Raw genomic sequence first — 22,952 nt, forward strand, 5'->3', positions numbered from 1 at the left:
CCATCGGGACGGCTGTGGGATAGAGCTGTTTGTCGGACTGGGCGTCTCACCGGAGAGACCTGCGATCCGCGAGCACTGGACCATCTTACGAAAAGCGCGGGCGACCCGTGAGCCAGAGGTGCTGACGCGCTGGACCGGGGAACTGGCCGGCACCATCGCGGTCGTCGGCCCTGAAGCCGGCCCCTGTCGCAATGGTGCGCCCTGGACTGAGCGGGGTGCGCGCCCCGCCCCCATCCTGATGGAGACCCGGCAGGCGCAGAGCACCCGAAGCGCCATTGCAGTTCCTAGACGGACCGGAGGGCTGACGATGGCATGACGCGCCTGCTTGACCGTGGCTGGTTCCGGCCCGTGCACCGCGCATCCTTCAGGGTGCGCTTTGCGTGGTGCCCGCAAGGCCGTACAGTAGCGTGATCGTGCAACGAACGTGAGCCATGGCACCGCCGCCCTTTGCCAGATCCACCCGGCACATGCAGCGTGATCGCCCAAGCGCCCCACTATTGCCTGCCTGATCGCAGGCTTTCGAGGGCCTTTAGGGACGCGGTCCTGATGATGCCGCGGTCAGGACTGCCGCCGAACCCCATCAAGCACGCCGATGGGATGGGCACATCGGGACGGCATTGAACCAGCATCCTGTCGGCGGCCCGCGCGCCGACCACGGACCAAGGCATGGCCCAAACGATCGCGGACAAAGGTCGCGGCGTCTGGCAGGACGGCCGACATAGCCAAAACCGTGACATGGCAGCCCACCGCGCACGCGCAAAACCGCCCGGCAAAAAAGGCCACATTGCCGGAGGCGTGAGCCTGGATACTGCTGAACAGGCGATATTGCCAAGGGATAGCAAGCAAGCTTATATGGCCGCCATATTTTCCCAGGTAAATAAAATTTATGAGTGAATTATCTTTGGCTGCGGCAGCGCCACTGGCTGAGAATCGTCTTTACTATTTAGATGGATGGAGGGGGTGGGCGGTCACGCTTGTTCTTTTGGGGCACTTTCTTTCAATTCCCGGAATAAATTTTGGCACATTCGGGGTCGAATTATTTTTTGTCCTTAGTGGCAGGCTGATGGCAGAAATCCTGTTTATTCGAAAAGTACCGCTTCGCACGTTCTTTCCAAGAAGAATAAACCGTGTTTATCCGGCATTGCTGGCTTTCGTTTTGGTTCTGTTTGCTTTGACGCAATTTTCCGACTGGCGGATTGGTCCAAAGGCTGTTCTTGGATCTCTGACGTTCATTTCCAACTATAGCATCTGGATACCGGGACTATACCGGCATGGATTTGTCGATCACCTGTGGTCGCTTTGTGTCGAAGAGCACGCTTATGTCATTCTGGCACTTGTTGTTCTATTAGCTCGGGCCTTTCGATTAAGTCCGTTGCCGATGGTCCTGATGATTAGCGCCATCGGATTTATCAACGGCATTCTCAGCATGTCGATTTTTCAGCTGGACTACTTTGAGACTTACTGGCGCACAGACGTTCATATCGCCTCAATTTCCGTTTCTGCTGCCGTTTACCTTTGGCTGGCCCGTAAACCTTCCGTTGTTCTGCCTTGGGTGTCGCCAATGGCATTCGCCGCGGGCCTTTTGCTGAGCGCCAACATATTCCCTCCGCCGCTGACGTACTCCCTTGGCACAATTTGCCTCGCGGTTTCGGTCTGCACCATCGATCGATCCTATGAGTGGTTTCGACGGCTGTTTGATAATTCAATCGCGATGATAATAGGAATGTATTCCTACTCTATCTATTTATGGCAGCAACCGTTCTATCAATTGCATCATGCTGGCGAGCTGAGCATGCTGTTCAGCTTGGCTGCCACTGCTGCTTTCGCATTCGGAAGCTTTCATTTGGTTGAACAGCCAGCAAGAGTTTTCCTGAATGGGAAATTCACCGCCTCCGGACGTCAGGCAGTGTTGGGCAACTAGATCATTGTCGGGCTAGGCTGTGGTCGCAGTTGAGACTGCGCGTGGGGTTATTCAGCACCAAAATGCGCATCGCCCATGACGCAGGCCAGGCCACGTCACGGGCAAAGGCGGCACAAGGGAGGCCCTGTCGCCACCCGCGTCGTCTTGCCGGAATCGGTACAGCAGCCCGGGGTCTGCATGATCCTGCCGACCCCCGCAGCATGCCCTTGTTTGGCCAAGCGAAAGCTTGACGGGAACGCTGGCTGGGCACGGGAGCAGCCTTTGGACTGCGCCTCTCTCTGAGTCAGAATGGCGGCCCGCTAAAACTCCCGGGGGAGTGCTGCAGACCGCAGAGGTGTCCTGTGACGATGCCAACGCATGGCGCAGCAGCGTCCATTGCGCCGCGTGGAAACGTATGGGAGTGGATGCCAATTACTGCCCGCGCCGTCGTTGGGAGCGACCTACTCCACGCGTTAAAATATCCGGATCGGACGCTATGGCGCAGTTGCAGCGGATACCACCGCCGGAGCCATGTCGCGACGACGATGGATGGCGACAACCTGCTTGGGGCAGTGGCTGAAGGCATGCAACGCCGCCGCGGTTCAGGGGCGTTGCGACGCTGAACCACGCCACCGCCATCGGCGTCCCTGTCGCTACAGTCATAATGCGGATCCGTCTGGGCAGCACAAAGAGCCTATGTCAGCACATTGCCACGACACAGGCGCGCATTCTTACAGCGAAGCTATGACCGCGATGCCATTTTGATCGCGGTGGTCGTACGGTTCATATGGGTCGAGACGACCGGCTTTGTTGTCAGAGCATGGTGTCATCGTCTTGGGGACACATAGATGCGGTTGAACTGCAGGATGCAGCGGTCCGGTTCGACCGTGGGGTCGCCCAGATGGTAACTGTCCACAGTTACAGAAGTTGCTGGCGATAGTTGCAGGCCGGGTCGGGAATTACAGCTTGTATCGTGCAGCGTCTCAGGATCGCGTGCGCGACAGCCAGGAAATGCGATATCGGCCTGACCGAACACGCCATCGCAGTGTGTGTTGGCGGGCAATACTGGCCGGAGCGGCATCAGGTCGGCGCGGCAAGGGGGCCGGTTCAGGCCGTGACCCGCCAACGCGATTGCCGCAGCGGGGCAAAGTCTCCCCCCCAGGCCCGAATGAGTGGCCTGGGGGAGAGAGTGCGTCCTATTCGGCAGCCTCGGCATAGGCCTCCAGCGGGGGACAGGTGCAGATCAGGTTCCGGTCGCCATAGGCGTTGTCGACACGCCCCACCGGCGGCCAGTATTTGTCGACCCGGAACGCGCCCGGCGGGAAACAGCCCTGTTCGCGGCCATAGGGGCGGTCCCAGTCCCGCACCAGATCCTCGACCGTGTGGGGCGCGTGGCGCAGCGGGCTGTCGGCGGCGGCGATGCGGCCTTCGGCCACCTCGGTGATCTCGGCGCGGATCGCCAGCAGGGCGGTGATGAAACGGTCGATCTCGGCCTTGGTCTCCGATTCCGTCGGCTCCACCATCAGCGTGCCGCTGACCGGCCAGCTCATGGTGGGGGCGTGGAAACCGTTGTCGATCAGCCGTTTTGCGATATCATCGACCGTCACGCCATGTTCGGCAAAGGACCGCGTGTCGATGATGCACTCATGTGCCACCCGCCCGCGGTTGCCCATGAACAGGATCGGGTACGACCCCGCCAGCCGCGCCGCGATATAGTTCGCGTTCAGGATCGCCACGCGCGTGGCCTGCGTCAGCCCTTCGCCGCCCATCATCAGGCAATAGGCCCAGCTGATCAGCAGGATCGATGCCGACCCATAGGGCGCCGCGCTGACAGCACCTTCGCCACCCTGCGGATCGCCGGGCAGATAGGGCGCCAGATGCGCCCGCACCCCGATCGGCCCCATGCCGGGACCGCCGCCGCCATGCGGAATGGCGAATGTCTTGTGCAGGTTCAGGTGGCTGACATCGCCGCCGATCTCTCCGGGTTTCACCAGACCGACCAGCGCGTTCATGTTCGCGCCGTCGATATAGACCTGACCGCCGTGATCATGCGTGATGTCGCAGACCTGCCGGACCGTATCCTCGAACACGCCATGGGTGGAGGGATAGGTGATCATCACCGCCGCCAGCCGATCGCCCGCCTTGGCTGCCTTGTCGGCGAAATCCTCCAGGTCGATATCGCCGTTGGGGGCCGATTTCACCACGACGACCTGCATGCCACACATCTGTGCCGACGCGGGGTTCGTCCCATGCGCCGATACCGGGATCAGGCAGATGTCACGGTTTTCCCCGCGCGCCTTGTGATAGGCCTGAATGGTCAGCAGCCCCGCATATTCCCCCTGCGCGCCGCTGTTCGGCTGCATCGAGAACGCGTCGTACCCTGTGATCACGCACAGCTTTTCGGTCAGATCCGCGATGGCCTCATGGTACCCCGCCGCCTGGTCATGCGGCGCGAACGGGTGCAGCGCGCCGAACTCGGGCCAGGTGATCGGCATCATCTCGGCCGCCGCGTTCAGCTTCATCGTGCAGGACCCCAATGGGATCATCGCCCGGTCCAGCGCCAGGTCGCGGTCCGACAGGCGGCGCATGTACCGCATCATCTCGGACTCGGCCCGGTTCATGTGGAACACCGGGTGGGTCAGGTAATCGCTTTCCCGCAGCAACGCGTCGGGGATCGCGGGTGCCACAGCCGCAGGTGCCGCATCGGTGATCCCGAACGCGTCCAGCAGGCGGGTGATTACGCCGGCATCGGTCGTCTCGTCTACGCTGATGCCCACGCGGTCGCGGCCAACGCGGCGCAGGTTGATGCCGCGATGTCGCGCGGCGGCCATGATGCCCTGCTGGCCCACGCCGACCTTGACGGTAATCGTGTCAAAGAACGCATCCGGCGCGACCTCGGCCCCCGCGGCGCGCAACGCATCCGCGATGGTCACGGCGTGCAGATGCACCCGCTGCGCGATGGCACGCAGGCCCACCGGCCCGTGGAACACCGCATAGAACCCCGCCATCACCGCCAACAGCGCCTGCGCGGTGCAGACGTTGCTGGTGGCCTTTTCGCGGCGGATATGCTGTTCGCGCGTCTGCAGCGACAGGCGCAGGGCCTGATTGCCGGAACTGTCGATGCTGACGCCGACGATGCGCCCCGGCATCGCCCGCTTCAGCGCGTCGCGACAGGACATGAAGGCCGCATGCGGCCCGCCATACCCCATCGGCACGCCGAACCGCTGCGACGATCCGACGGCGATATCCGCCCCCATCGCGCCCGGTTCCTTGAGCACGCACAGCGCCAGCAGGTCGGTTGCCACGATAGCCAGCGCACCCGCGCCGTGCAGCGCGTCGATTTCTGGTGTCAGGTCGCGGACATGGCCATAGGTGCCGGGATACTGGAACGCGGCGGCGAACACCTGATCCGCCACCAGGTCGTCCACCGAGCCCTTGATGATGCGAATGCCCAACGGGGCCGCCCGCGTCTCGATCACGCTGATCGTCTGCGGATGCAGATCATGGGCGACAAAGAACGCGTCCGCCTTGGATTTCGACTGCCGCCGCGCCATGGCCATTGCCTCGGCCGCCGCGGTCGCCTCGTCCAGCAGGGATGCGTTTGCCACCGGCAACCCGGTCAGATCCGCCACCATGGTCTGGAAATTCAGCAACGCCTCCAGCCGCCCCTGGGCGATTTCGGGCTGATAGGGGGTATAGGCCGTGTACCAGGCCGGGTTTTCCAGGATGTTGCGCTGGATCGCGGGCGGCGTGACGGTGCCGTAATATCCCTGGCCGATCAGGCTGGTCATCACGCGGTTCTTGTCCGCAACCTCGCGCATCCGCGCCAGCAGCCCGGCCTCGGACAAAGCGGGCCAGTCCAACGCGTCCGCCTGTCGGATCGCGGCGGGCACGGTCTGCTCGATCAGCTCATCCAGACTGTCTGCCCCCACGGCGCGCAGCATCTCGGCCATCTCGACCGGAGACGGGCCGATATGCCGGCGGTTCGCGAAATCATCGGGGTTATAGTCACTCGGCGTCCAGCGGCTCATCGCGGCCTCCCTGACGGGCTCGCGCGGCGGCGGCCCTTCTTTGCTCAACTATTTTGGGGGGTCCGGGGGTGATCCCCGGACCGACGGTCGGATCAGTCGACCAGCGCCTTGTAGGCAGCCTCGTCCATGAACCCGGCCAACGCATCCGCATCGGTCGGCTTGATCCGAAAGAACCACGCGGTCATTGGATCGCCGTTCACGTCGCCCGGGCTGTCCGCCAGTGCCTCGTTCACCGCGGTGATGGTGCCTGCCACGGGGGCCGAGATGTCGGACGCGGCCTTGACGCTCTCGATCACCACGATCTCGTCGCCTGCAGATACCTCGCGCCCCTCCTCGGGCAGTTCGATGAACACCACGTCGCCCAGCTGTTCGCTGGCATGTTTCGTGATGCCCACGACGATCTCGTCGCCCTCGGCGCGCAACCATTCGTGGTCTTCGGTGTATTTCAGCATGATCAGGTCCTTCAGCGTTTGTACGATGGGGTGACGAAGGGCAGGGCGCAGACCGTCAGGGGCACGCGCTTGCCGCGCAGCTCTGCCTGGATGGTGGCGCCGTCGGGGATGTCGGCGGGAATGCGCGCCATCGCGATCGGTCCGCCGACCGACGGCCCAAAGCTGCCCGAACTGACGATGCCGATGGCATTGCCCGCATCGTCGAAGAGCGCGACACCCTCGCGGATGGGCGCGCGGCCTTCGGGGCGCAGCCCGCGACGCGTGACGGCGGGCGTGCCCAGTTCGGCCAGCACCACGTCTGCGCCCGGAAACCCGCCCGCACGGTCGCCACCGGTGCGGCGCACCTTGGGGATGGACCAACCCAGCCCCGCCTGCGCCGGTGTGACGCCCCCGTCCATGTCATGACCATACAGCGGCATCCCTGCCTCCAGGCGCAGGCTGTCGCGCGCGCCCAGGCCGATGGGCGCGACCTCGGGCTGCGCCAACAGCGCCCGCGCGAAATCCGCCAGACGCGCCTCGGGGACCGAAATCTCGAACCCGTCCTCTCCGGTATAGCCCGACCGCGACACCCAAAGCGCCGCCCCGTCCCAGTCCAGCGCGGTGCTGTCCATGAACCGCATCGCAGCCACGCCCGGCACCAGCCGCGCCAGCGCCGTCGCGGCCAGCGGCCCTTGCAGCGCAATCAGCCCGCGATCGGTCACCGGGGTCACCGTCACGCCCGACAGCGTCCGCAGATGCGCGATGTCCTGATCAGCACAGGCCGCATTCACGACCAGCAGATAATGATCACCCCGGTTGGCGAACATCAGGTCGTCCAGAATCCCGCCCGCATCGTTCGTGAACAGCCCATAGCGCTGTCGCCCCGGGGCCAGGCCCGCGACATCGGCGGGGATCAGCGTCTCCAGCGTGGCGGCGGCGGTGGCCATGTCGCCATCCGTGGGGGTGACCAGCACCTGTCCCATGTGGCTGACGTCGAACAACCCGGCCTGGGCGCGGGTGTGCAGATGTTCGGCCATCACCCCCATCGGGTACTGCACGGGCATGTCCCAGCCCGCAAAGGGCACCATGCGGGCGCCCTGTTCGACGTGAAGGTCGTAAAGACCGGTCCGGCGGCTCGTCTCGGCCATCTGGCCTCCTGCGTGTCTGCCGGGCAGCCGGCATCGGTGGGCCGGGGGGTGCCCCCCGCGCGTCGATGCCCCCTCTGTCCGTGCCCGTCCCTGATTGCAGGGTTCGGGCGCCTGAGATCGTTATCCCTTCGGCGGGCGCATCGCGCCACTCTCCAGAGTTCTTGGGGAAAACGGTCCTTTTGCCTGAGAGCTTGCCGGGGCGGCTTCTCCTTCGGCCCCGGCGCGATGCCGATGTCTCCCGAATTCCTGCCCTCGGTGCTAGCCGCCCCCTCGCCGCAAGGCAAGACCTTTGTCGCAGCCGGGTGCCAAAGCGGCGCTTTCCGCCCATGGGTCGGGCGGGCGTTGACAGGTGCGGCCCCCATGCGCATCGTCGCGCCTTGCCCCCCGGACAGGTCGATCATGGTGCCCAAATTCTTTCAGATCGGCTTCAACAAATGCGGCACGACCTTCATCGCGCGGCTGTTCGACCTGAACGCAATTCCCGCCGCCCACTGGCTGGAAGGCGCGCTGGCCGACGACATCGCCTATGCGAAACTGACCGGGGCGCGGCCCCTGGCGCGATGGGCTGACAGCGTCACGGCCTTTACCGACATGGAATCGGTACGCTTTCTGAACATACCGGTGATCGAGGGTTTCCGCGATTTCGCCCTGCTGGACCGTCACTATCCGGGATCGGTGTTCATGCTGAACACCCGCCGGGTCGAGGACTGGATCGCCAGCCGCTATCTGCACCGGGGCGGTGCCTATGCGCGCAGCATCGCGGCCAATCTGGGGGTTTCCTTGGGCGATCTGGGCGACATCTGGGCGCGGGACTGGGCCGACCATCTGTCGTCCGTGCGCGCGCATTTCGCGGGGCGCGCGGAATTCATCGACATCGACATCGATGAGGCCACGCCTGAGGATTACCGACGCGCCCTGTCGCCGTGGTACGACCTGCCGCATCTGCCCGCGCTGCCGGGCGCGGGGGTGCACCGCGCCCGGCGGGTGAACCTGCCGCGGGTGCTGGCGATGATGGAGACGGCGGTTTCCGGCGCCGATATCGACCCCGACCGCCGCGCCCGGCTGGCCACGCGGCTGGCGCGGCTGGCCGCCCCCGCGCGGCTGCGGCAAAAGGGTACTGTCGACCGCCCACCCCATGCGCAGGCGCTGTGCCTGGACATGGACCGGGGCTGCCTGCGGGCCGCGGACGGGGCCGACCTGCCGCTGCATCGCGGGCCGGACGGGCGGTTCCATCTGGCGGCACAGCGTCCCGGCCTACTGCGCGCGGCGGCGGTGGCCAACGACATCGCTGCGCTGACCGATCACGGCCGCTATTGGCTGGACATGCGCCCCGCGACATTCGCGGGCAGCGGACCCGACGATCCGGCCGACGGGCCGCTGATCGCCAGCCTGCGCCGCCGGGGTGCGCGCAACGTGTTCCTGTGGCCTGCGCCGTGGCTGCATCGCATCGGCAATGACGGCTTTCCCGGCGCGCCCGTGGGCGACGACCCCGCGTGGCGGGACCGCGCCGACGTGGCAGGCTGGCGCGGCACGCTGTCCGGCCATCACGACCGCCTGACCGCCGAGACCGCGATCACCACCCTGCTGACCCGCGCGCCGGGGTCTGACGCCTTTACACAGGCGGCGGATGCGTTGCCCCGAACGCCGCGCTGGCGGTTCCTGACCAATCACGCGGCGTGCGACGGCGTCGATCTGGCGCTGATCCCCGACGCGCGTGTTGCACGGGCGCTGGACCGGGCCGGCCTGACCCCGCCCGTGGCGCAGGGGCCGCTGCGGCACCCGCGCCACGCCCTGTGCCTGTCAGGGTCCGAGGGGGATGCCGACCTGCTGCCACTGGCGAACAGCCATGCGGTGGTGATCCGTCAGGACGACGATTGGGAAAGTTTCGTGGGGCGGCTGTTGCGCCCTTGGGTCCATGTCATTCCCATGGCTCCGGACGGGTCCGATCTGGCCGAACGGCTGGATTGGGCGCGGGCCAACCCCGATGCCTGTCGGCAGATGTCGCGCAAGGCGCGCAGGCTGTGCCACGCCCTGGCCGACCCCGCCGGGCGCAGGCTGCATCTGGGACAGGTGCTGGCCGATTACCGTCGCGCCACGGGCCAAGACTAGCTGCGGGGAAAGACAAGCACCCTGTCGCGGCGCAGCATCAGCCACATCGGCGTCCCTGCGGGGGGCAGGAACACCCCCGGCACCGTCGCGTTCAGCGCGATACTCCCCGTATCGGTGACGAATTCCACCAGCGATTCGCGGCCCAGATAGCGGGCCCGTGTGACCCGCGCCAGCGCGGCGCTGCCGTTTTCCGCGGTGGGGGCGGGGCCCTGGCCGGCGCGGTCGAAATCCATCTTGAGGTGCTGGGGGCGGATGACGATCTCGACCTCCGCCCCCTCGGGCAGGCCCGGCGTGAGGAACTGGCCAAAGGGCGTGTCGGTCAATGCGCCCTGCACCCGCCCTGTCAATACGTTGATGTCGCTAAAGAAACCTGCCGCCAGCCTGTCTACGGGCGCGTTGTACAGGTTGTATGGCGCCCCCTGTTGCACGATCCGGCCGTCCCGCATCAGCAGAATCTGGTCGGCCATGCGCATCGCCTCGTGCGGCTCGTGGGTGACCAGCAGGACGGCGGTGCCCTCTTCCTTCAGCAGGGCCAGCGTCTCGTCGCGGATACCGTCGCGCAGACGTTCGTCCAAACCGCTGAAAGGCTCGTCCATCAACAGCACGCGGGGACGCGGCGCCAGTGCGCGCGCCAGCGCCACGCGCTGTTGCTCACCGCCCGACAGTTCATGGGGATAGCTGTCGATGTGGCCTATCATCCGCACCCGGTCCAACAGCTCTGCCACGCGGTCGCGGTTGGCTTTCCACCCGCCGGTCAGGCCAAAAGCCACGTTCTCGCGCACAGGCAGATGCGGAAACAGGGCGAAATCCTGAAACATCAGACCGATGGCGCGGCGTTCCGGCGGAATGCGGAACTGGGTGTCGCAGACCAGCTGGCCGTCGACCCAGATGCGGCCGTGGTCCTGCATGTCGACGCCCGCCACGATGCGCAGCGTGGTCGATTTGCCGCAGCCCGACGGACCCAGCAGGCAGGCGACCTGGCCCGCCTCGACCTGAAAGCTGACATCATCCACCACTGCCTGCCCGTCGAAACGGCGTGTCAGTCCCTGAACGTCCAGTCGCGGAGGCAGTGTCACGGGCAATCCTTGGCGTTTGGGTCGGGGTTGCGTATCAGGCGCGCCCCCGGCTCGCAACAGGGCGGCTCAGACCGTGACGTTCAGCGCGCCGCCGTCCAGCAGGACGTTCTGCCCGACGATGAACCGGGCCTGCTGGCTGCACAGGAACGCACAGGTCGCGCCGAAATCGGCGGCCGTGCCATAGGTGCCGGTGGGAATGGTCGCCTGCCGCTGCACGCGGGCCTGATCGACCGTGATCCCCTGCGCGGAGGCAACGCCCCCGTCCAGGCTGGCGGCGCGGTCGGTCGCATGAATGCCGGGCAGCAGGTTGTTCACGCAGACGCCCTTGCCGGCAACCTCCCGCGACATGCCTGCGACGAACCCGGTCAGGCCCGTCCGCGCCGTGTTCGACAGCCCCAGAACCGAGATCGGTGACCTGACCGACGCCGACGTGATGTTGACGACCCGACCCCAGCCACGGTCCATCATGCCAGGCACCAGCGCCTGCATCAGGGCCACGGCCGACAGCATGTTGGCGTCGATGGCGCGAATGAAATCCTCGCGCGACCAGTCCTGCCAGTTGCCCGGCGGCGGGCCGCCCGCGTTTGTGACCAGGATGTCGGCATGCCCCACGGCGGCCAGCACGCGGGCGCGGCCGTCCTCGGTTGTGATGTCGGCGGCGACTGGAATGACCTCGACGCCATGGGTCTGGGCGATCTCACGGGCGGTCCGGGTGATCTCGGCCTCGGTGCGGGCATTGATGACCAGGTTCACGCCAGCTTCGGCCAGCGCCTCGGCGCATCCGCGCCCCAACCCCTTGGACGCCGCACAGACCAGCGCCCTTTTGCCTTTGATGCCCAGATCCATCGTGCTCTCCCTCTGCATTCGGGGCGCAGGAAACGCGGGCGGGGCGGCATTGTCAAACGCGATGACGTCCGCGATGTGCGGCGGGGCATGGCCCCGCGGCAAGGAAGGGGCCTCGACGGCCCCGCCCTTGCCTCATGCTCAACCCGCGATGGCCTCGCGGATCGCGCGCATGTTCGCGCCATAGATATCGGCCCGATCCACCGACCCGCCCCTGAACACCGCTGATCCCGCGACCAGCACATCTGCGCCAGCGCGCGCCACCAGCGGCGCGGTTACCGGGTCCACACCACCATCCACCTGGATATGGATCGGCCGATCGCCGATCATGGCGCGCAGTTGGGCGATCTTGCCTGTCTGGCTGTGAATGAACTTCTGCCCGCCAAAGCCGGGATTCACGGTCATCACCAGCACCATGTCGCACAGGTCCAGCAGGTATTCGACCGCATCGGCCGGCGTCCCGGGGTTCAGCGCGATCCCCGCCTTTTTCCCCGTCGCGCGGATCGCCTGCAAGGTGCGGTGCGGATGGCGACCGGCCTCGACATGCGCGGTGATCATGTCGGCGCCCGCTTCGGCATAGGCCTCGATATACGCGTCCACCGGCGCGATCATCAGATGCACGTCCATGAATGTCTTCACATGCGGCCGGAACGCCTTCACCGCCGGGGGCCCAAAGGTCAGGTTCGGCACGAAATGCCCGTCCATCACGTCGACATGGACCCAATCGGCACCCTGATCCTCAATGGCGCGGATTTCTGCACCGAAATTTGCGAAATCGGCGGACAGGATCGACGGGGCGATCTTGATCTTGCGGTCGAACTCCATGGGTCTCTCCCTATGCACTTCATTGCGGCCTGCCTGCTTGCATACGCCACGTCAAGCCTGCCGTCGAATGCGGCGTCGGCAGGGATCTCGACAGGACATTCCCGGTCTGCATTCACCTCATCTGAATATGCAGCACCCTGACAAGGGTGACGTGTGCTTACCCGCCTGCGCATCGCATCAGCCGAGACGGCGAGATTGTACTTTCACCGTTTCGCCTGGCCCCATCCGATATATCTGTTGGAACCTGCGCATGACAGCAGGGCCGGTTCTGCTCCATGCTGAGGCAAGGCGTTGGCCGCCATGCCCGGAATCCGGATGCCGCATCGGTGTTTGCGTCATCTTGGTCTGCCGGACCAAGAAACCGCCACCATCGTGTACTCACGTGGAGACGGACGGTGTTCCGGATGATGCGAAAATCTGCGTATGCACGACCACCGCGGCCGCCACGACAAACCCATTGACCGCGCAGGCCGCGGCATGGTTGTCCGGTTCGTCTGGCAAAGCGATTCTGTCACTGCGCCGCCCTGGTATGATTGGTGGACGGAAGAACGACCGCAGCGGCGATTGTGGCACATGCGACATGGCGAACGGAAACGTCACGGATCATGCTGGCGGACCGTGCTTGCGTCGCCCTGAAGCCAGTCCGCGCAGGGCATAATAGTGGGACGCCAGCATGGACCTCAACCTAACCAATCTGCAGATTTCACAAATGCCGGATTGCCTGCACGTGCAACCGTATGGGGCCGTTCTATACCACCGCGATCCCCAGCCTGTTCTCATGGTCGTTGTCAACCTCCTGTTCCATGGCAATTAACCCGGCGGGACCGGGCGCAACTTGTGTAGATGCGCAAGGTAGGAGACGGAACTGAGACGACAGTTGAGCAAGCTCTCATGCGTCTTCCATGCGGTCTCTTCCCCATTCTTGAGGCCCGGCGCCAGCCAATCTGGCGCAACCCTCGAACGGAGAATGCCGCGGGAGAGGCCGCTGACCCAGTCAGCTCACTTCGCAATCATGGGGTCTAATGACAAGGGTACGGATCGGACAGCGCTGACCCGGCCTGCCACCTGGTATCGGTTGCCCATGTCTGGCAGTCTTGCTGATCACCACGCTGCGATACCTCTTGCTGCAGTCCACTACTGCTAACGCCGCAGCCAAGGTCCGTGTCCATGCGTTCATTGCAAGGCCGTCCATCTGACCCGCAGGGCAGTGTCACTTTAGCCGTCGGTCGCCGGTGCTGCCCGCATCGAACAGTTTCCGATCTTGCAATCAGACGGATCCGTGAGGAACCCACTGCCACAGCCTAATTTCCCGCGACGCGCGGATGACTGTGCGGGACCTCACGGACAAGCCCCATATGGCTTGCTGCGCCGCGAAAGCAGCGTGGCAGGGGGCGGTATGGCCTTTGGGAACCATCACAGCGCGCCTTTTTTCTACGGTTACAACTGTCCGCCGTCAGGCCGGATCGCGCAGGGCCGTGATCTCTGCCGCGGGGGCGGAGCTGCCGCCCTCGAACACGACGCGCCCGCCGCTGGCGTCGAACTGCGCCTCGATGATGCGGGCATAGGCGCCGACCTGCGTTTCGAGAATCATCTCTCCACTGCGCCGGTTCTCGATCGTAAAGCTGTACAGACCGTCCGGCAGCTTGGTGCCTTCGTCGGTGCGGCCCAGCCAGTCGATCTGGCCCTCTCCGGGACCGATCTCTTCGCGGGTGACCTCGCGGCCTTGCGCATTGCGGGTGACCAGTTGCACGCTGTCGGCCAATGCATGGGGCGACACATCCAGGGTGATGGCCTCATCGCCGAACCAGACAGGCGTCGTGGTCCGTGCCTCCTTTCCGATCCACCCGGAGATGCCCGCGCCCCCCGCCTGGCCGGCCATCTGTTCCAGAAACTTGTTGCTCAGCGCGGCTTGCTCGACCCCGGCGAATGTTGCCAACTGAATCGCAAAGTCGGTGCTTTCCATCGGGTTCAGGGGGTCCTGGTTTTTCAACTGAGCCGTCAGCATGGTCAGGAAGGTCTGAAAATCGCCCCCTGCGCTGGCGCCTGCAAACCCGCCCGAGCTTGTCGCGGCGGTGGACGTGGGAATGGTCACTGTCGGATTGCTGATCGCGTCAACCATGAGGGGTTCCTATAATCTGATGTCCAAGCGGCGATCGCTCAGCACGGAAGGGGACATGCGGACCCGGGCGGATGTGGCCAGCACGGGTCCATCGTCGTCGTCGGTCGGCCCGCCGTGCGCGGCCTGTCCGCCACCGCGGTCGTCACGGTGAAAATCCAGGCTCCCTGCGGTCACGCCCGCCTCTGCCAGCTGTTGGGTCAGCAGATCGGCGTTGCGACGCACCAGATCCAGCGTTTCAGGGCGTTCTGCCCAGATGGTGATCTGGCCGCGATCGGGTCCGGACATGACCAACCGGATGCGGCCCAGCTCTTCGGGGGACAGGGCGATCTCGGTCCGATCGCCGCGGTTGCTGACCAGCGCGTCGGTGACCTGTTGCATGACGGGGCGTGGATCCTGGGTTGCCGCCTGCCAGCCGGGGCCAGAAACGGCTGTACGCGCTGCAGCCGGGGTATGTGGATCTGTTCCGAACGGCATCTCGGACATGGTTTCGGCAAGGCCTGCGGGCAAGGTGATTTCTGCGCGGACGGTGGCGGTCGCATCGCGTGCCACGACGGCTGCGGAACGATCCACCACCATTGCATCGGACGCTGGCGGGGGCACTACGGGCGCCACGTCTGCCGTACGCATCACAGGCACGCTCTCGGCTTTTGGAACTGGCCGGCCAAGGTGCGACGGCAAAACCGCCGGGCTGCCGACGGCCGCAGCGGCGGCCTGCACAGCGGGCGCGGCGGACTGCGTGGCGATCGGCGTGGCAGCTGCCTGCGGGACCTGCACGGCAGCGATCCGGGGGTCGGGCTGCGATGCCAAGGGCAGCGCGTCCGGGGTGTCAGGCTGATCGGCTGCGCCCACTAATGTGACATCGCCCGGAACCGGCACGGGGGCATCGGGCATGGGGACACCCGGGATCATCTCGACCGCCTGCGGGTCAGCGGAAGGCATGTGCGCCAGAGGAGCGTCACGTTGTATATCGATCTGATCAACGATCCCCGGCTCGGGCAGTGTCGGCAGTCCTGCCGCCAGCGCCTCGATTGCGGGATCGGTTCCGGGCGGCGCGCTGAACTGCCCGCTAAAGCCCATCTGCCGGTCCAGCCACGCCGCCAGCGGATCTTCTGCCGGTACAGGGACCGCGATTGCGGCCGCGATCTGCCCCTCTGCTGTCATGGTCCATGCGTCGAAACCCGTTTCGCCCGTTGGGGACGCTGGCGCAGCGACGTCGATCAGCGCGTCGGGGCGGGTCGGCACGGGCGATATGATCTGGATTTCAGTCATGAAAAAGCCTCTTTGGGTTTTTTCCTGATTAATCCTGATTCCTTACTAATTATTTACTGCACCTCGATATTTTGAATCTCATCGTCATGAATAGCGGGGATAGAATGCAGATCGAAATGACAATGCCCGGCACGGCACAAAAGCCCACGCCCTTGGCCGTCGCGAATCAACTGGAGCAGGCATTTCTCGAAGAGATGCTTAAATACTGCGGTCCGGGCCCGTCCGAAGGCGCGTTTTCCGGCGGTGCCGGAGAGGAGCAGTTCTCCAGCTTTCTGACCCGCGAACATGCGGGGCTGCTGGCTGATCGTCTGGACCTTGGTTTTGCCGGCATGCTGGAGGGCCGCACATGAGCCGTGCCCTGACCCGGCAGCTTGCCCTGATCCGCAGCGCATTGATGGCTGGAAACGCCCAGGCGGCACTGGTCGGACTGGACGATCTGACACGCATCGCCACGCGCAAGGGTATTGACGCCTCCACGCGTGATCTGCTGGAGCCTGCGTTGGCAGATCTGCGCGCGCTTGCGCAAGCGTCGCTGCTGGGTGCGCAACAGGCGGCCGAACAGGTGCGCGCCATCGTGCAGGCCGCGCGCAGCCTTCAGACCTATGATTCCCTTGGTCAGCGCCAGGTCAATGAAACCCGCGCCAATGCCCCGCAAAGGTTTTGATAAAATGCGTCGGAACGTTTGTTTGAGCGGGCGTCCGATATTCACTAGTTGTCAATAACCGGCCGCTAAACCGGGGACATGCCAGGGAAATGGCAAGGGCAACCGCCCGACAGGTCAGAAGGCCACAAGATGCAACCTGGGCGCAAAGCGCCTTATACCGGAGGACACCATGTCCAGCATTCTGACCAACAACAGCGCCATGGTCGCGCTGCAGACCCTGAAGAACATCAACTCGCAGCTGGGTAAAACCCAGTCCGACATCGCAACCGGCAAATCGGTGGCGAACGCCAAGGACAACGCCGCTGTCTGGGCGATCTCGAAAGTCATGGAAACCGACCAGTCGGCTGCCAAGGCGATTCAATCGAACCTGAACGTTGCCGATGCAACCGTGGCAACGGGTCGGAACGGCGCAGAGCAAATCACGGATCTTCTGCGGGAGATGAAGGACCTTGCGATCGGCGCTACCGTCAGCACGGCTGACTTCGATAAAATCAATACCGATATTGAAGCAAAGTTTAAGCAAATTGCCTCTGTGATCAATGGAAGCCAGATGAATGGCGTCAACCTGCTGAGCTCTGCAGGTGGCCTCTCCGTTGTTGCGTCTTTGGACCGTACTAACGGTACCGCGGAGACCACGGCGAATACGATCTCAGTAACTGGGATCAACTTAGCAGGCACGCTAAATATTGGTATTGATCCAACTGACGCTGCGACCTTCGGCGTCTCAACTGATTATACGGCAATCAGTAATACCGCGACTGCAGCAGGTGCGATCGAAACGATTGAAGGAATGATCGAACTGGCCGTGCAAGGTGCAGCAGACCTTGGTTCCGCCGGAAAGCGGATCTCCGATCAGGCCAGTTTCGTCGGCAAACTGTCGGACTCGCTGAAATCCGGAATTGGGTCGATGGTGGATGCGGACATGGAGGAGGCTTCGGCCCGCCTTCAGGCCCTGCAGACCCAGCAGCAGCTGGGCATCCAGGCGCTGTCGATCGCCAACCAGGGTCCGTCGGCCGTCATGTCGCTGTTCCGCTGATAAGATCGGCGGGCGCCCCAGGGGCGCCCGCCACCCCCTGAATATCTCTCAGCCCCTGATCACACTCCAGAATGGGAAGCACGATCTTGAACGCGGTAACGCCACTGACCGAACATGGCTACAGGACATCCGCCATCCGCTCTCCGCGCGATGCCGAATACGACATCTTTTCGCGCGTGACGCGAATGTTGCGCCAGGCCCCGCGCAAGGCCGACAACACCGATACAATCCAGGCGGTGCACAAGAATTCCGAACTGTGGACGATTTTGGCCGCCGACCTTGCCGATCCTGGCAACGGTTTGCCCGACCAGGTCAAGGCCGGTCTGATTTCGCTGGCGGGATTTGCCATTCGCCACGGTCAGGCCGTCATGGCGGGCAGCGCACAAACCGACCCGCTGATCGACATCAACATGACCGTCATGCGTGGTCTGCGCGGAGAGGGGGGCGCATGAGCGGCCTCGTCCTCAAGCTGGCGCCAAACGAGCGCGTGCTGATCAACGGCGCGGTGATCGAAAACGGCGACCGCCGCACCAAGATCGCGATCAAGACGCCGAACGTGAACGTCCTGCGCCTGCGCGACGCTATCCATCCCGATAGTGCCCAGACCCCGGTGTCGCGCGCTATGTATATCGCCCAGATGATTCTGTCGGGCGACGCCGACCCAACCGAAGGACGCCGCCAATTGATAGTTGCCATCGAACAGCTGAGCCAGGTGTTCGATGACCGCGACAGCCGTCTGTTGCTGGCCGAGGCTACCGCGGCTGTAGTCGATGCCAATTCCTATCAGGCACTGCGAAAGTTGCGGGACCTGTTGCCCCGAGAGGCACGGTTGTTCGCCGCTGCCCGAATATGAGGTTCCCATGACGATTTCCGTTGGTGCCACGGGCCTGCTGGGCTGGAAGATTGTCCAGCGGACCGAGGCCCGACAGATCGAATCCGTCGCCCGCGACCCGGTGGTGCAGCGCAGCACTGCTTATTTCCGCGAGAATATCGCTGCGACTACAAAGGCCGAAGAGCTGGTCAAGGACTATCGCCTGCTCAGCACGACACTGTCGGCCTTCGGGTTGGAGGCCGACCTGCCAAACAAGGCCTTCATCCAGAAGGTTCTGGAAAGTGACCCCGCGGACAAGACTTCGCTTGTCAACCGACTGGCAGACAAGCGTTATCTACGTATGAACGAGGCGATGGGCTATGGCTCATCAACGCCTGCTGCTGATCTGGCGGACACGATCAGCACCGCCTTTGTACAGCGAGAATTCGAACGTCGCATCGGTGAAAGCGATGACAACCTGCGCCTTGCCCTGAATGCCAGGCGCGAGGTGGAACAGTTGGCCGCGCGCAGTTCGACCGACCGGACGTTGTGGTTTGAGGTGATTGGCAACGCCCCGTTGCGCACGGTCTTCCAAGGAGCGTTCGGGTTTGGTGACAGCTATAGCCAATTACCGATTGATCGGCAGTTGGAAGAATACACAAAAGCCTCCGAGCGTCTGTTGGGCAGTTCCAGCTTCAAGGACATCAGCAGTTCGGAAAACATGGAAAAGCTGATCCAGACGTTCATGGCGCGGTCCCAGCTGGCCGAGTCTTCGACGGCCAATCGCTACAGCGCGGCGCTGACCTTGCTGCAAAACATTTGACGCGACGCCATCGTGGGTGGCGAACGGCCCTGTTTTCGATGCCGCGTCGGCCTGCCGGACCTTGCGTCCAAAGTGTGACTGGCTATAACCCCGGACGATTTGCCGCGATCGATGCACGACCAGCCCGGGGGCCAAAACCATGCCGAAACGTACCGATATCAAGTCGATCCTGATCATCGGGGCAGGGCCCATTGTCATCGGGCAGGCCTGTGAGTTCGACTATTCCGGCGCGCAAGCCTGCAAGGCCCTGCGCGAAGAGGGCTATCGGGTCATTCTGGTCAACTCCAACCCCGCCACGATCATGACCGACCCGGAGATGGCTGACGCCACCTATATCGAGCCGATCACCCCCGAGATCGTCGAAAAAATCATCGCCAAGGAGCGCCCCGACGCGCTGCTGCCCACGATGGGGGGGCAGACAGGTCTGAACACCGCACTGGCCCTCGCCGACAGCGGCGCGCTGAACCGTTATGGTGTCGAACTGATCGGCGCGCAGCGCAGCGCGATCGAGATGGCCGAGGACCGCAAGCTGTTCCGCGAGGCGATGGACCGTATCGGTCTTGAAAACCCCAAGGCCACGATCATCGCCGCCCCCAAACTGGCATCGGGAAAGTACGACATCAATACCGCTGTCAGTCAGGCGATGGACGCTCTGGAAGAAATCGGCCTGCCCGCGATCATCCGGCCTGCCTTCACCTTGGGCGGCACCGGCGGCGGCGTTGCATACAACCGCGACGACTATGAACGTATCGTGCGCTCGGGCCTGGATGCATCACCGATGGCCCAGGTCCTGATCGACGAATCTCTTCTTGGCTGGAAGGAATTCGAGATGGAGGTCGTGCGGGATCGCAACGACAACGCCATCATCGTCTGCGCGATCGAGAACATCGACCCGATGGGCGTGCATACCGGCGACAGCATGACCGTTGCACCCGCACTGACCCTGACGGACCGCGAATATCAGATCATGCGGACCGCCAGCATTGCTGTCCTGCGCGAGATCGGGGTCGAGACCGGCGGTTCAAACGTGCAATGGGCCGTGAACCCCGCAGACGGCCGCATGGTCGTGATCGAGATGAACCCGCGCGTCAGCCGGTCGTCGGCGCTGGCCTCCAAGGCCACCGGTTTTCCGATCGCCAAGATCGCTGCAAAGCTGGCCGTGGGTTACACGCTGGACGAACTGGACAACGACATCACCAAAGTGACGCCTGCCAGTTTTGAACCGTCCATTGACTATGTCGTGACCAAGATCCCGCGGTTTGCCTTTGAGAAGTTTCCCGGCAGCAAGCCCGACCTGACCACCGCGATGAAATCAGTGGGCGAGGTGATGGCGATCGGCCGCAGCTTCCATGAATCGCTGCAAAAGGCACTGGCATCGATGGAGACGGGCCTGACCGGCCTTGACGAGATCGCCATCGAGGGTGCCGCGGAGCAGGGAAAGCCAGCAGTCATTGCGGCGCTGTCCAAGGCCACCCCGGATCGCATCCGCGTCATCGCCGAAGCGATGCGGTTCGGCCTGTCCGACGACGAGATCGGCCGCGTCACCAGCTTTGACCCGTGGTTCCTGGCCCGCATCCGCGAGATCATCGACGCCGAACACGTCATCCGCCATCAGGGCCTGCCCACGGACGAGGCCGGTCTGCGCCGCGTCAAGATGATGGGCTTTACCGACGCGCGCCTTGCGCATCTGACCGGATCCGACGAAACTACTATCCGCCGTGCCCGCCGCGCACTGGACATCCGCCCGGTCTTCAAGCGCATCGACACCTGCGCGGCCGAATTCGAGGCTCAAACCCCCTATATGTACTCGACCTACGAAGCGCCCGCGATGGGCGACGTGGAATGCGAATCCCGCCCCACCGACGCCAAAAAGGTCGTCATCCTGGGCGGCGGTCCCAACCGCATCGGCCAGGGGATCGAGTTCGATTACTGCTGTTGCCACGCCTGCTATGCGCTGACCAAGGCGGGCTATGAGACGATCATGATCAACTGCAACCCGGAAACGGTCAGCACCGATTACGACACATCGGACAGGCTGTATTTCGAACCGCTGACCTTCGAGCATGTGCTGGAGATCCTGCACACCGAACAGCAGAACGGCACCTTGCACGGCGTGATCGTGCAGTTCGGCGGGCAAACGCCCCTGAAGCTGGCAAACGCGCTGCAGGATGAGGGCATTCCGATCCTGGGAACCACCCCCGATGCCATCGATCTGGCCGAGGACCGCGAACGGTTCCAGCGCCTGCTGCAGGATCTGAACCTGAAGCAGCCCATCAACGGCATCGCCAGCAGCGACGCGCAGGCCATCGAGATCGCGGAGCGCATCGGCTTTCCGCTGGTCATCCGCCCGTCCTATGTGCTGGGCGGCCGCGCGATGGAGATCGTGCGCGACATGGACCACCTGCGCCGCTATATCACCGAGGCCGTGACGGTCAGCGGCAAGAGCCCGGTCCTGCTGGACAGCTATCTGTCCGGCGCGATCGAGGTCGATGTCGATGCGCTTTGCGACGGCCATGAAGTCCACGTTGCCGGGATCATGGAGCATATCGAAGAGGCCGGTGTCCATTCCGGCGACAGCGCCTGTTCCCTGCCGCCGCACACGCTGGACGCGGCGACGATCGCGGAACTCAAGGTTCAGACCACAGCGATGGCCCGCGCACTCAAGGTCAAAGGCCTGATGAACGTGCAGTTCGCCCTGAAGGACGGTGAGATCTATGTCCTTGAGGTCAATCCGCGCGCCAGCCGCACCGTCCCCTTTGTCGCCAAGGCCACCGACAGCGCCATCGCGTCGATCGCCGCGCGCCTGATGGCCGGAGAGCCGATGTCGAACTTTCCCGCCCGTGCGCCGTACCCCGAGGGTGTCGGCCCGGAAACCGACCTGCCCTTTGCCGATCCGATGACGCTGGCCGACCCGATCACGCCCTGGTTCTCGGTCAAGGAGGCCGTTCTGCCGTTTGCCCGCTTCCCTGGGGTCGACACGCTGCTGGGGCCGGAAATGCGTTCGACCGGCGAAGTCATGGGTTGGGACCGTAATTTTGCGCGCGCCTTCCTCAAGGCGCAGATGGGTGCGGGTACCGACCTGCCGACGACCGGCCGTGTTTTCCTGTCTGTCAAGGATGCCGACAAGACGCCCGCGTTGGCACAGGCCGCCCGTGACCTGGTGACGATGGGCTTTGATCTGATCGCCACGTCTGGCACAGCCGATTTCCTTGACGCCCAAGGGGTGCCTTCGACCCGCGTGAACAAGGTCTATGAGGGTCGACCGAACATCGTGGACCGTCTCAAGAACGACGAGATCGCGATGGTTCTGAATACGACCGAGGGCGTTCAGGCCATCGCGGACAGCCGGGAAATCCGCGCGGTCGCCCTTTATGACAAGATCCCCTACTTCACGACGGCTGCAGGCAGCATCGCCGCTGTTGCAGCGATCAAGTCGCGTGAGGAAGGCGAAGTGGGCGTGAGGTCGCTGCAAGCATAGTACCGATCCCCGCCAAAGCAGGCCGGGAACGATATCTGAACTGCTTGGCCGGACTGGTGGACGCCTGATGTGTTCTGGGGTTCCGGAACGTCGATGCATCCTTGGTGCATCGACGACATGCCACCCAAAGCGTGACAGCGGTGGCCTGTCCCTGAGGTCACTGTCACAACGATCATAAAAGACACAGCGAAACGACGGTTCGTTTCCGCCGCAGGGATTGCGACAGGCACTGTGATGCGGGGTGTTGCAACGCGGCTGCGCTGTGGTGATTGCCAAGCGCTGCCAGTGTCACGATAAAACCCCGCAAAGCGCACGATCACGCACAGGGTGTGATCTGCGCTGACAAGGGATGCCACTTCGATACCTGTCAGTTCGGCGGCGTCTGTGTC

Annotated in this window: 18 protein-coding genes and 1 riboswitch; of the genes, 10 read left to right on the forward strand and 8 right to left on the reverse strand. The window is 64.0% G+C overall.

The window, feature by feature from the left end; all coding sequences use genetic code 11:
- Window positions 1-666 precede the first annotated feature (666 nt).
- On the forward strand, window positions 667-894 hold the full coding sequence (locus ACJJVR_RS03985) for a hypothetical protein (RefSeq protein ID WP_405402437.1): 228 nt from the start codon (window positions 667-669) through the stop codon (window positions 892-894).
- On the forward strand, window positions 887-1,921 hold the full coding sequence (locus ACJJVR_RS03990) for an acyltransferase family protein (protein ID WP_405402438.1): 1,035 nt from the start codon (window positions 887-889) through the stop codon (window positions 1,919-1,921). The genes ACJJVR_RS03985 and ACJJVR_RS03990 overlap by 8 nt, the downstream gene beginning before the upstream one ends.
- Before the next feature lie 1,175 nt (window positions 1,922-3,096).
- Here the strand turns inward: ACJJVR_RS03990 and gcvP are convergent.
- The 3 genes from gcvP to gcvT form a co-directional block, all read right to left on the reverse strand.
- The gene (gene gcvP, locus ACJJVR_RS03995) at window positions 3,097-5,931 is read right to left on the reverse strand and encodes an aminomethyl-transferring glycine dehydrogenase (RefSeq protein WP_405402440.1); all 2,835 of its coding nucleotides are present in this window, start codon (window positions 5,929-5,931) and stop codon (window positions 3,097-3,099) included.
- A 92-nt stretch (window positions 5,932-6,023) separates the two neighbouring features.
- On the reverse strand, window positions 6,024-6,383 hold the full coding sequence (gene gcvH / locus ACJJVR_RS04000) for a glycine cleavage system protein GcvH (protein WP_405402442.1): 360 nt from the start codon (window positions 6,381-6,383) through the stop codon (window positions 6,024-6,026).
- Between the two features lie 11 nt (window positions 6,384-6,394).
- Window positions 6,395-7,510: a glycine cleavage system aminomethyltransferase GcvT gene (gcvT, locus tag ACJJVR_RS04005; protein ID WP_405402444.1), complete on the reverse strand. Its 1,116-nt coding sequence runs from the start codon at window positions 7,508-7,510 to the stop codon at window positions 6,395-6,397.
- Between the two features lie 161 nt (window positions 7,511-7,671).
- Window positions 7,672-7,761: riboswitch (glycine riboswitch) on the reverse strand.
- Here gcvT and ACJJVR_RS04010 point away from each other — a divergent pair.
- The gene (locus tag ACJJVR_RS04010) at window positions 7,736-9,619 is read left to right on the forward strand and encodes a glycosyl transferase family 90 (RefSeq protein WP_405402445.1); all 1,884 of its coding nucleotides are present in this window, start codon (window positions 7,736-7,738) and stop codon (window positions 9,617-9,619) included. (Overlaps the previous riboswitch by 26 nt.)
- Here the strand turns inward: ACJJVR_RS04010 and ACJJVR_RS04015 are convergent.
- The 5 genes from ACJJVR_RS04015 to ACJJVR_RS04035 all read right to left on the reverse strand — a co-directional run bounded on the left by ACJJVR_RS04015 (window position 9,616) and on the right by ACJJVR_RS04035 (window position 15,751).
- On the reverse strand, window positions 9,616-10,695 hold the full coding sequence (locus ACJJVR_RS04015; RefSeq protein ID WP_405402446.1) for an ABC transporter ATP-binding protein: 1,080 nt from the start codon (window positions 10,693-10,695) through the stop codon (window positions 9,616-9,618). The genes ACJJVR_RS04010 and ACJJVR_RS04015 overlap by 4 nt on opposite strands.
- Window positions 10,696-10,761: 66 nt before the next feature.
- Entirely contained in the window at window positions 10,762-11,541 is a 780-nt protein-coding gene (locus ACJJVR_RS04020; protein WP_405402447.1) for an SDR family oxidoreductase, read from the reverse strand.
- A gap of 138 nt (window positions 11,542-11,679) precedes the next feature.
- On the reverse strand, window positions 11,680-12,363 hold the full coding sequence (gene rpe / locus ACJJVR_RS04025) for a ribulose-phosphate 3-epimerase (RefSeq protein ID WP_405402448.1): 684 nt from the start codon (window positions 12,361-12,363) through the stop codon (window positions 11,680-11,682).
- Between the two features lie 1,453 nt (window positions 12,364-13,816).
- Window positions 13,817-14,482 (reverse strand): flagellar hook capping FlgD N-terminal domain-containing protein, encoded by a 666-nt coding sequence (locus ACJJVR_RS04030; RefSeq protein ID WP_405402449.1) that lies wholly within the window; start codon window positions 14,480-14,482, stop codon window positions 13,817-13,819.
- Window positions 14,483-14,491: 9 nt separating this feature from the next.
- Window positions 14,492-15,751 carry a flagellar hook-length control protein FliK gene (locus tag ACJJVR_RS04035; RefSeq protein ID WP_405402450.1) on the reverse strand — a complete coding sequence of 420 codons (1,260 nt, stop codon included), beginning with the start codon at window positions 15,749-15,751 and terminating at the stop codon, window positions 14,492-14,494.
- Window positions 15,752-15,855: 104 nt separating this feature from the next.
- On the opposite strand from ACJJVR_RS04035, the gene ACJJVR_RS04040 reads away from it, so the two are divergent.
- The 7 genes from ACJJVR_RS04040 (at window position 15,856) to carB (ending at window position 22,563) form a co-directional block, all read left to right on the forward strand.
- Window positions 15,856-16,101: a flagellar biosynthesis protein FlgJ gene (locus tag ACJJVR_RS04040; RefSeq protein ID WP_405402452.1), complete on the forward strand. Its 246-nt coding sequence runs from the start codon at window positions 15,856-15,858 to the stop codon at window positions 16,099-16,101.
- On the forward strand, window positions 16,098-16,415 hold the full coding sequence (locus tag ACJJVR_RS04045) for a hypothetical protein (protein ID WP_405402453.1): 318 nt from the start codon (window positions 16,098-16,100) through the stop codon (window positions 16,413-16,415). Before ACJJVR_RS04040 ends, ACJJVR_RS04045 begins: the two co-directional genes overlap by 4 nt.
- Before the next feature lie 169 nt (window positions 16,416-16,584).
- On the forward strand, window positions 16,585-17,451 hold the full coding sequence (locus ACJJVR_RS04050; RefSeq protein WP_405402454.1) for a flagellin: 867 nt from the start codon (window positions 16,585-16,587) through the stop codon (window positions 17,449-17,451).
- A 71-nt stretch (window positions 17,452-17,522) separates the two neighbouring features.
- On the forward strand, window positions 17,523-17,903 hold the full coding sequence (gene flaF, locus ACJJVR_RS04055) for a flagellar biosynthesis regulator FlaF (RefSeq protein ID WP_405402455.1): 381 nt from the start codon (window positions 17,523-17,525) through the stop codon (window positions 17,901-17,903).
- The gene (flbT, locus tag ACJJVR_RS04060; protein ID WP_405402457.1) at window positions 17,900-18,304 is read left to right on the forward strand and encodes a flagellar biosynthesis repressor FlbT; all 405 of its coding nucleotides are present in this window, start codon (window positions 17,900-17,902) and stop codon (window positions 18,302-18,304) included. The genes flaF and flbT overlap by 4 nt, the downstream gene beginning before the upstream one ends.
- 7 nt (window positions 18,305-18,311) lie before the next feature.
- Window positions 18,312-19,085, forward strand: coding sequence for a DUF1217 domain-containing protein (locus tag ACJJVR_RS04065; RefSeq protein WP_405402458.1), 774 nt, complete (start codon window positions 18,312-18,314; stop codon window positions 19,083-19,085).
- A gap of 139 nt (window positions 19,086-19,224) precedes the next feature.
- Window positions 19,225-22,563, forward strand: coding sequence for a carbamoyl-phosphate synthase large subunit (carB, locus tag ACJJVR_RS04070; protein ID WP_405402460.1), 3,339 nt, complete (start codon window positions 19,225-19,227; stop codon window positions 22,561-22,563).
- Window positions 22,564-22,952 lie beyond the last annotated feature (389 nt).

This window comes from Paracoccus sp. Ld10 (assembly GCF_045064235.1).
Lineage (GTDB): Bacteria > Pseudomonadota > Alphaproteobacteria > Rhodobacterales > Rhodobacteraceae > Paracoccus.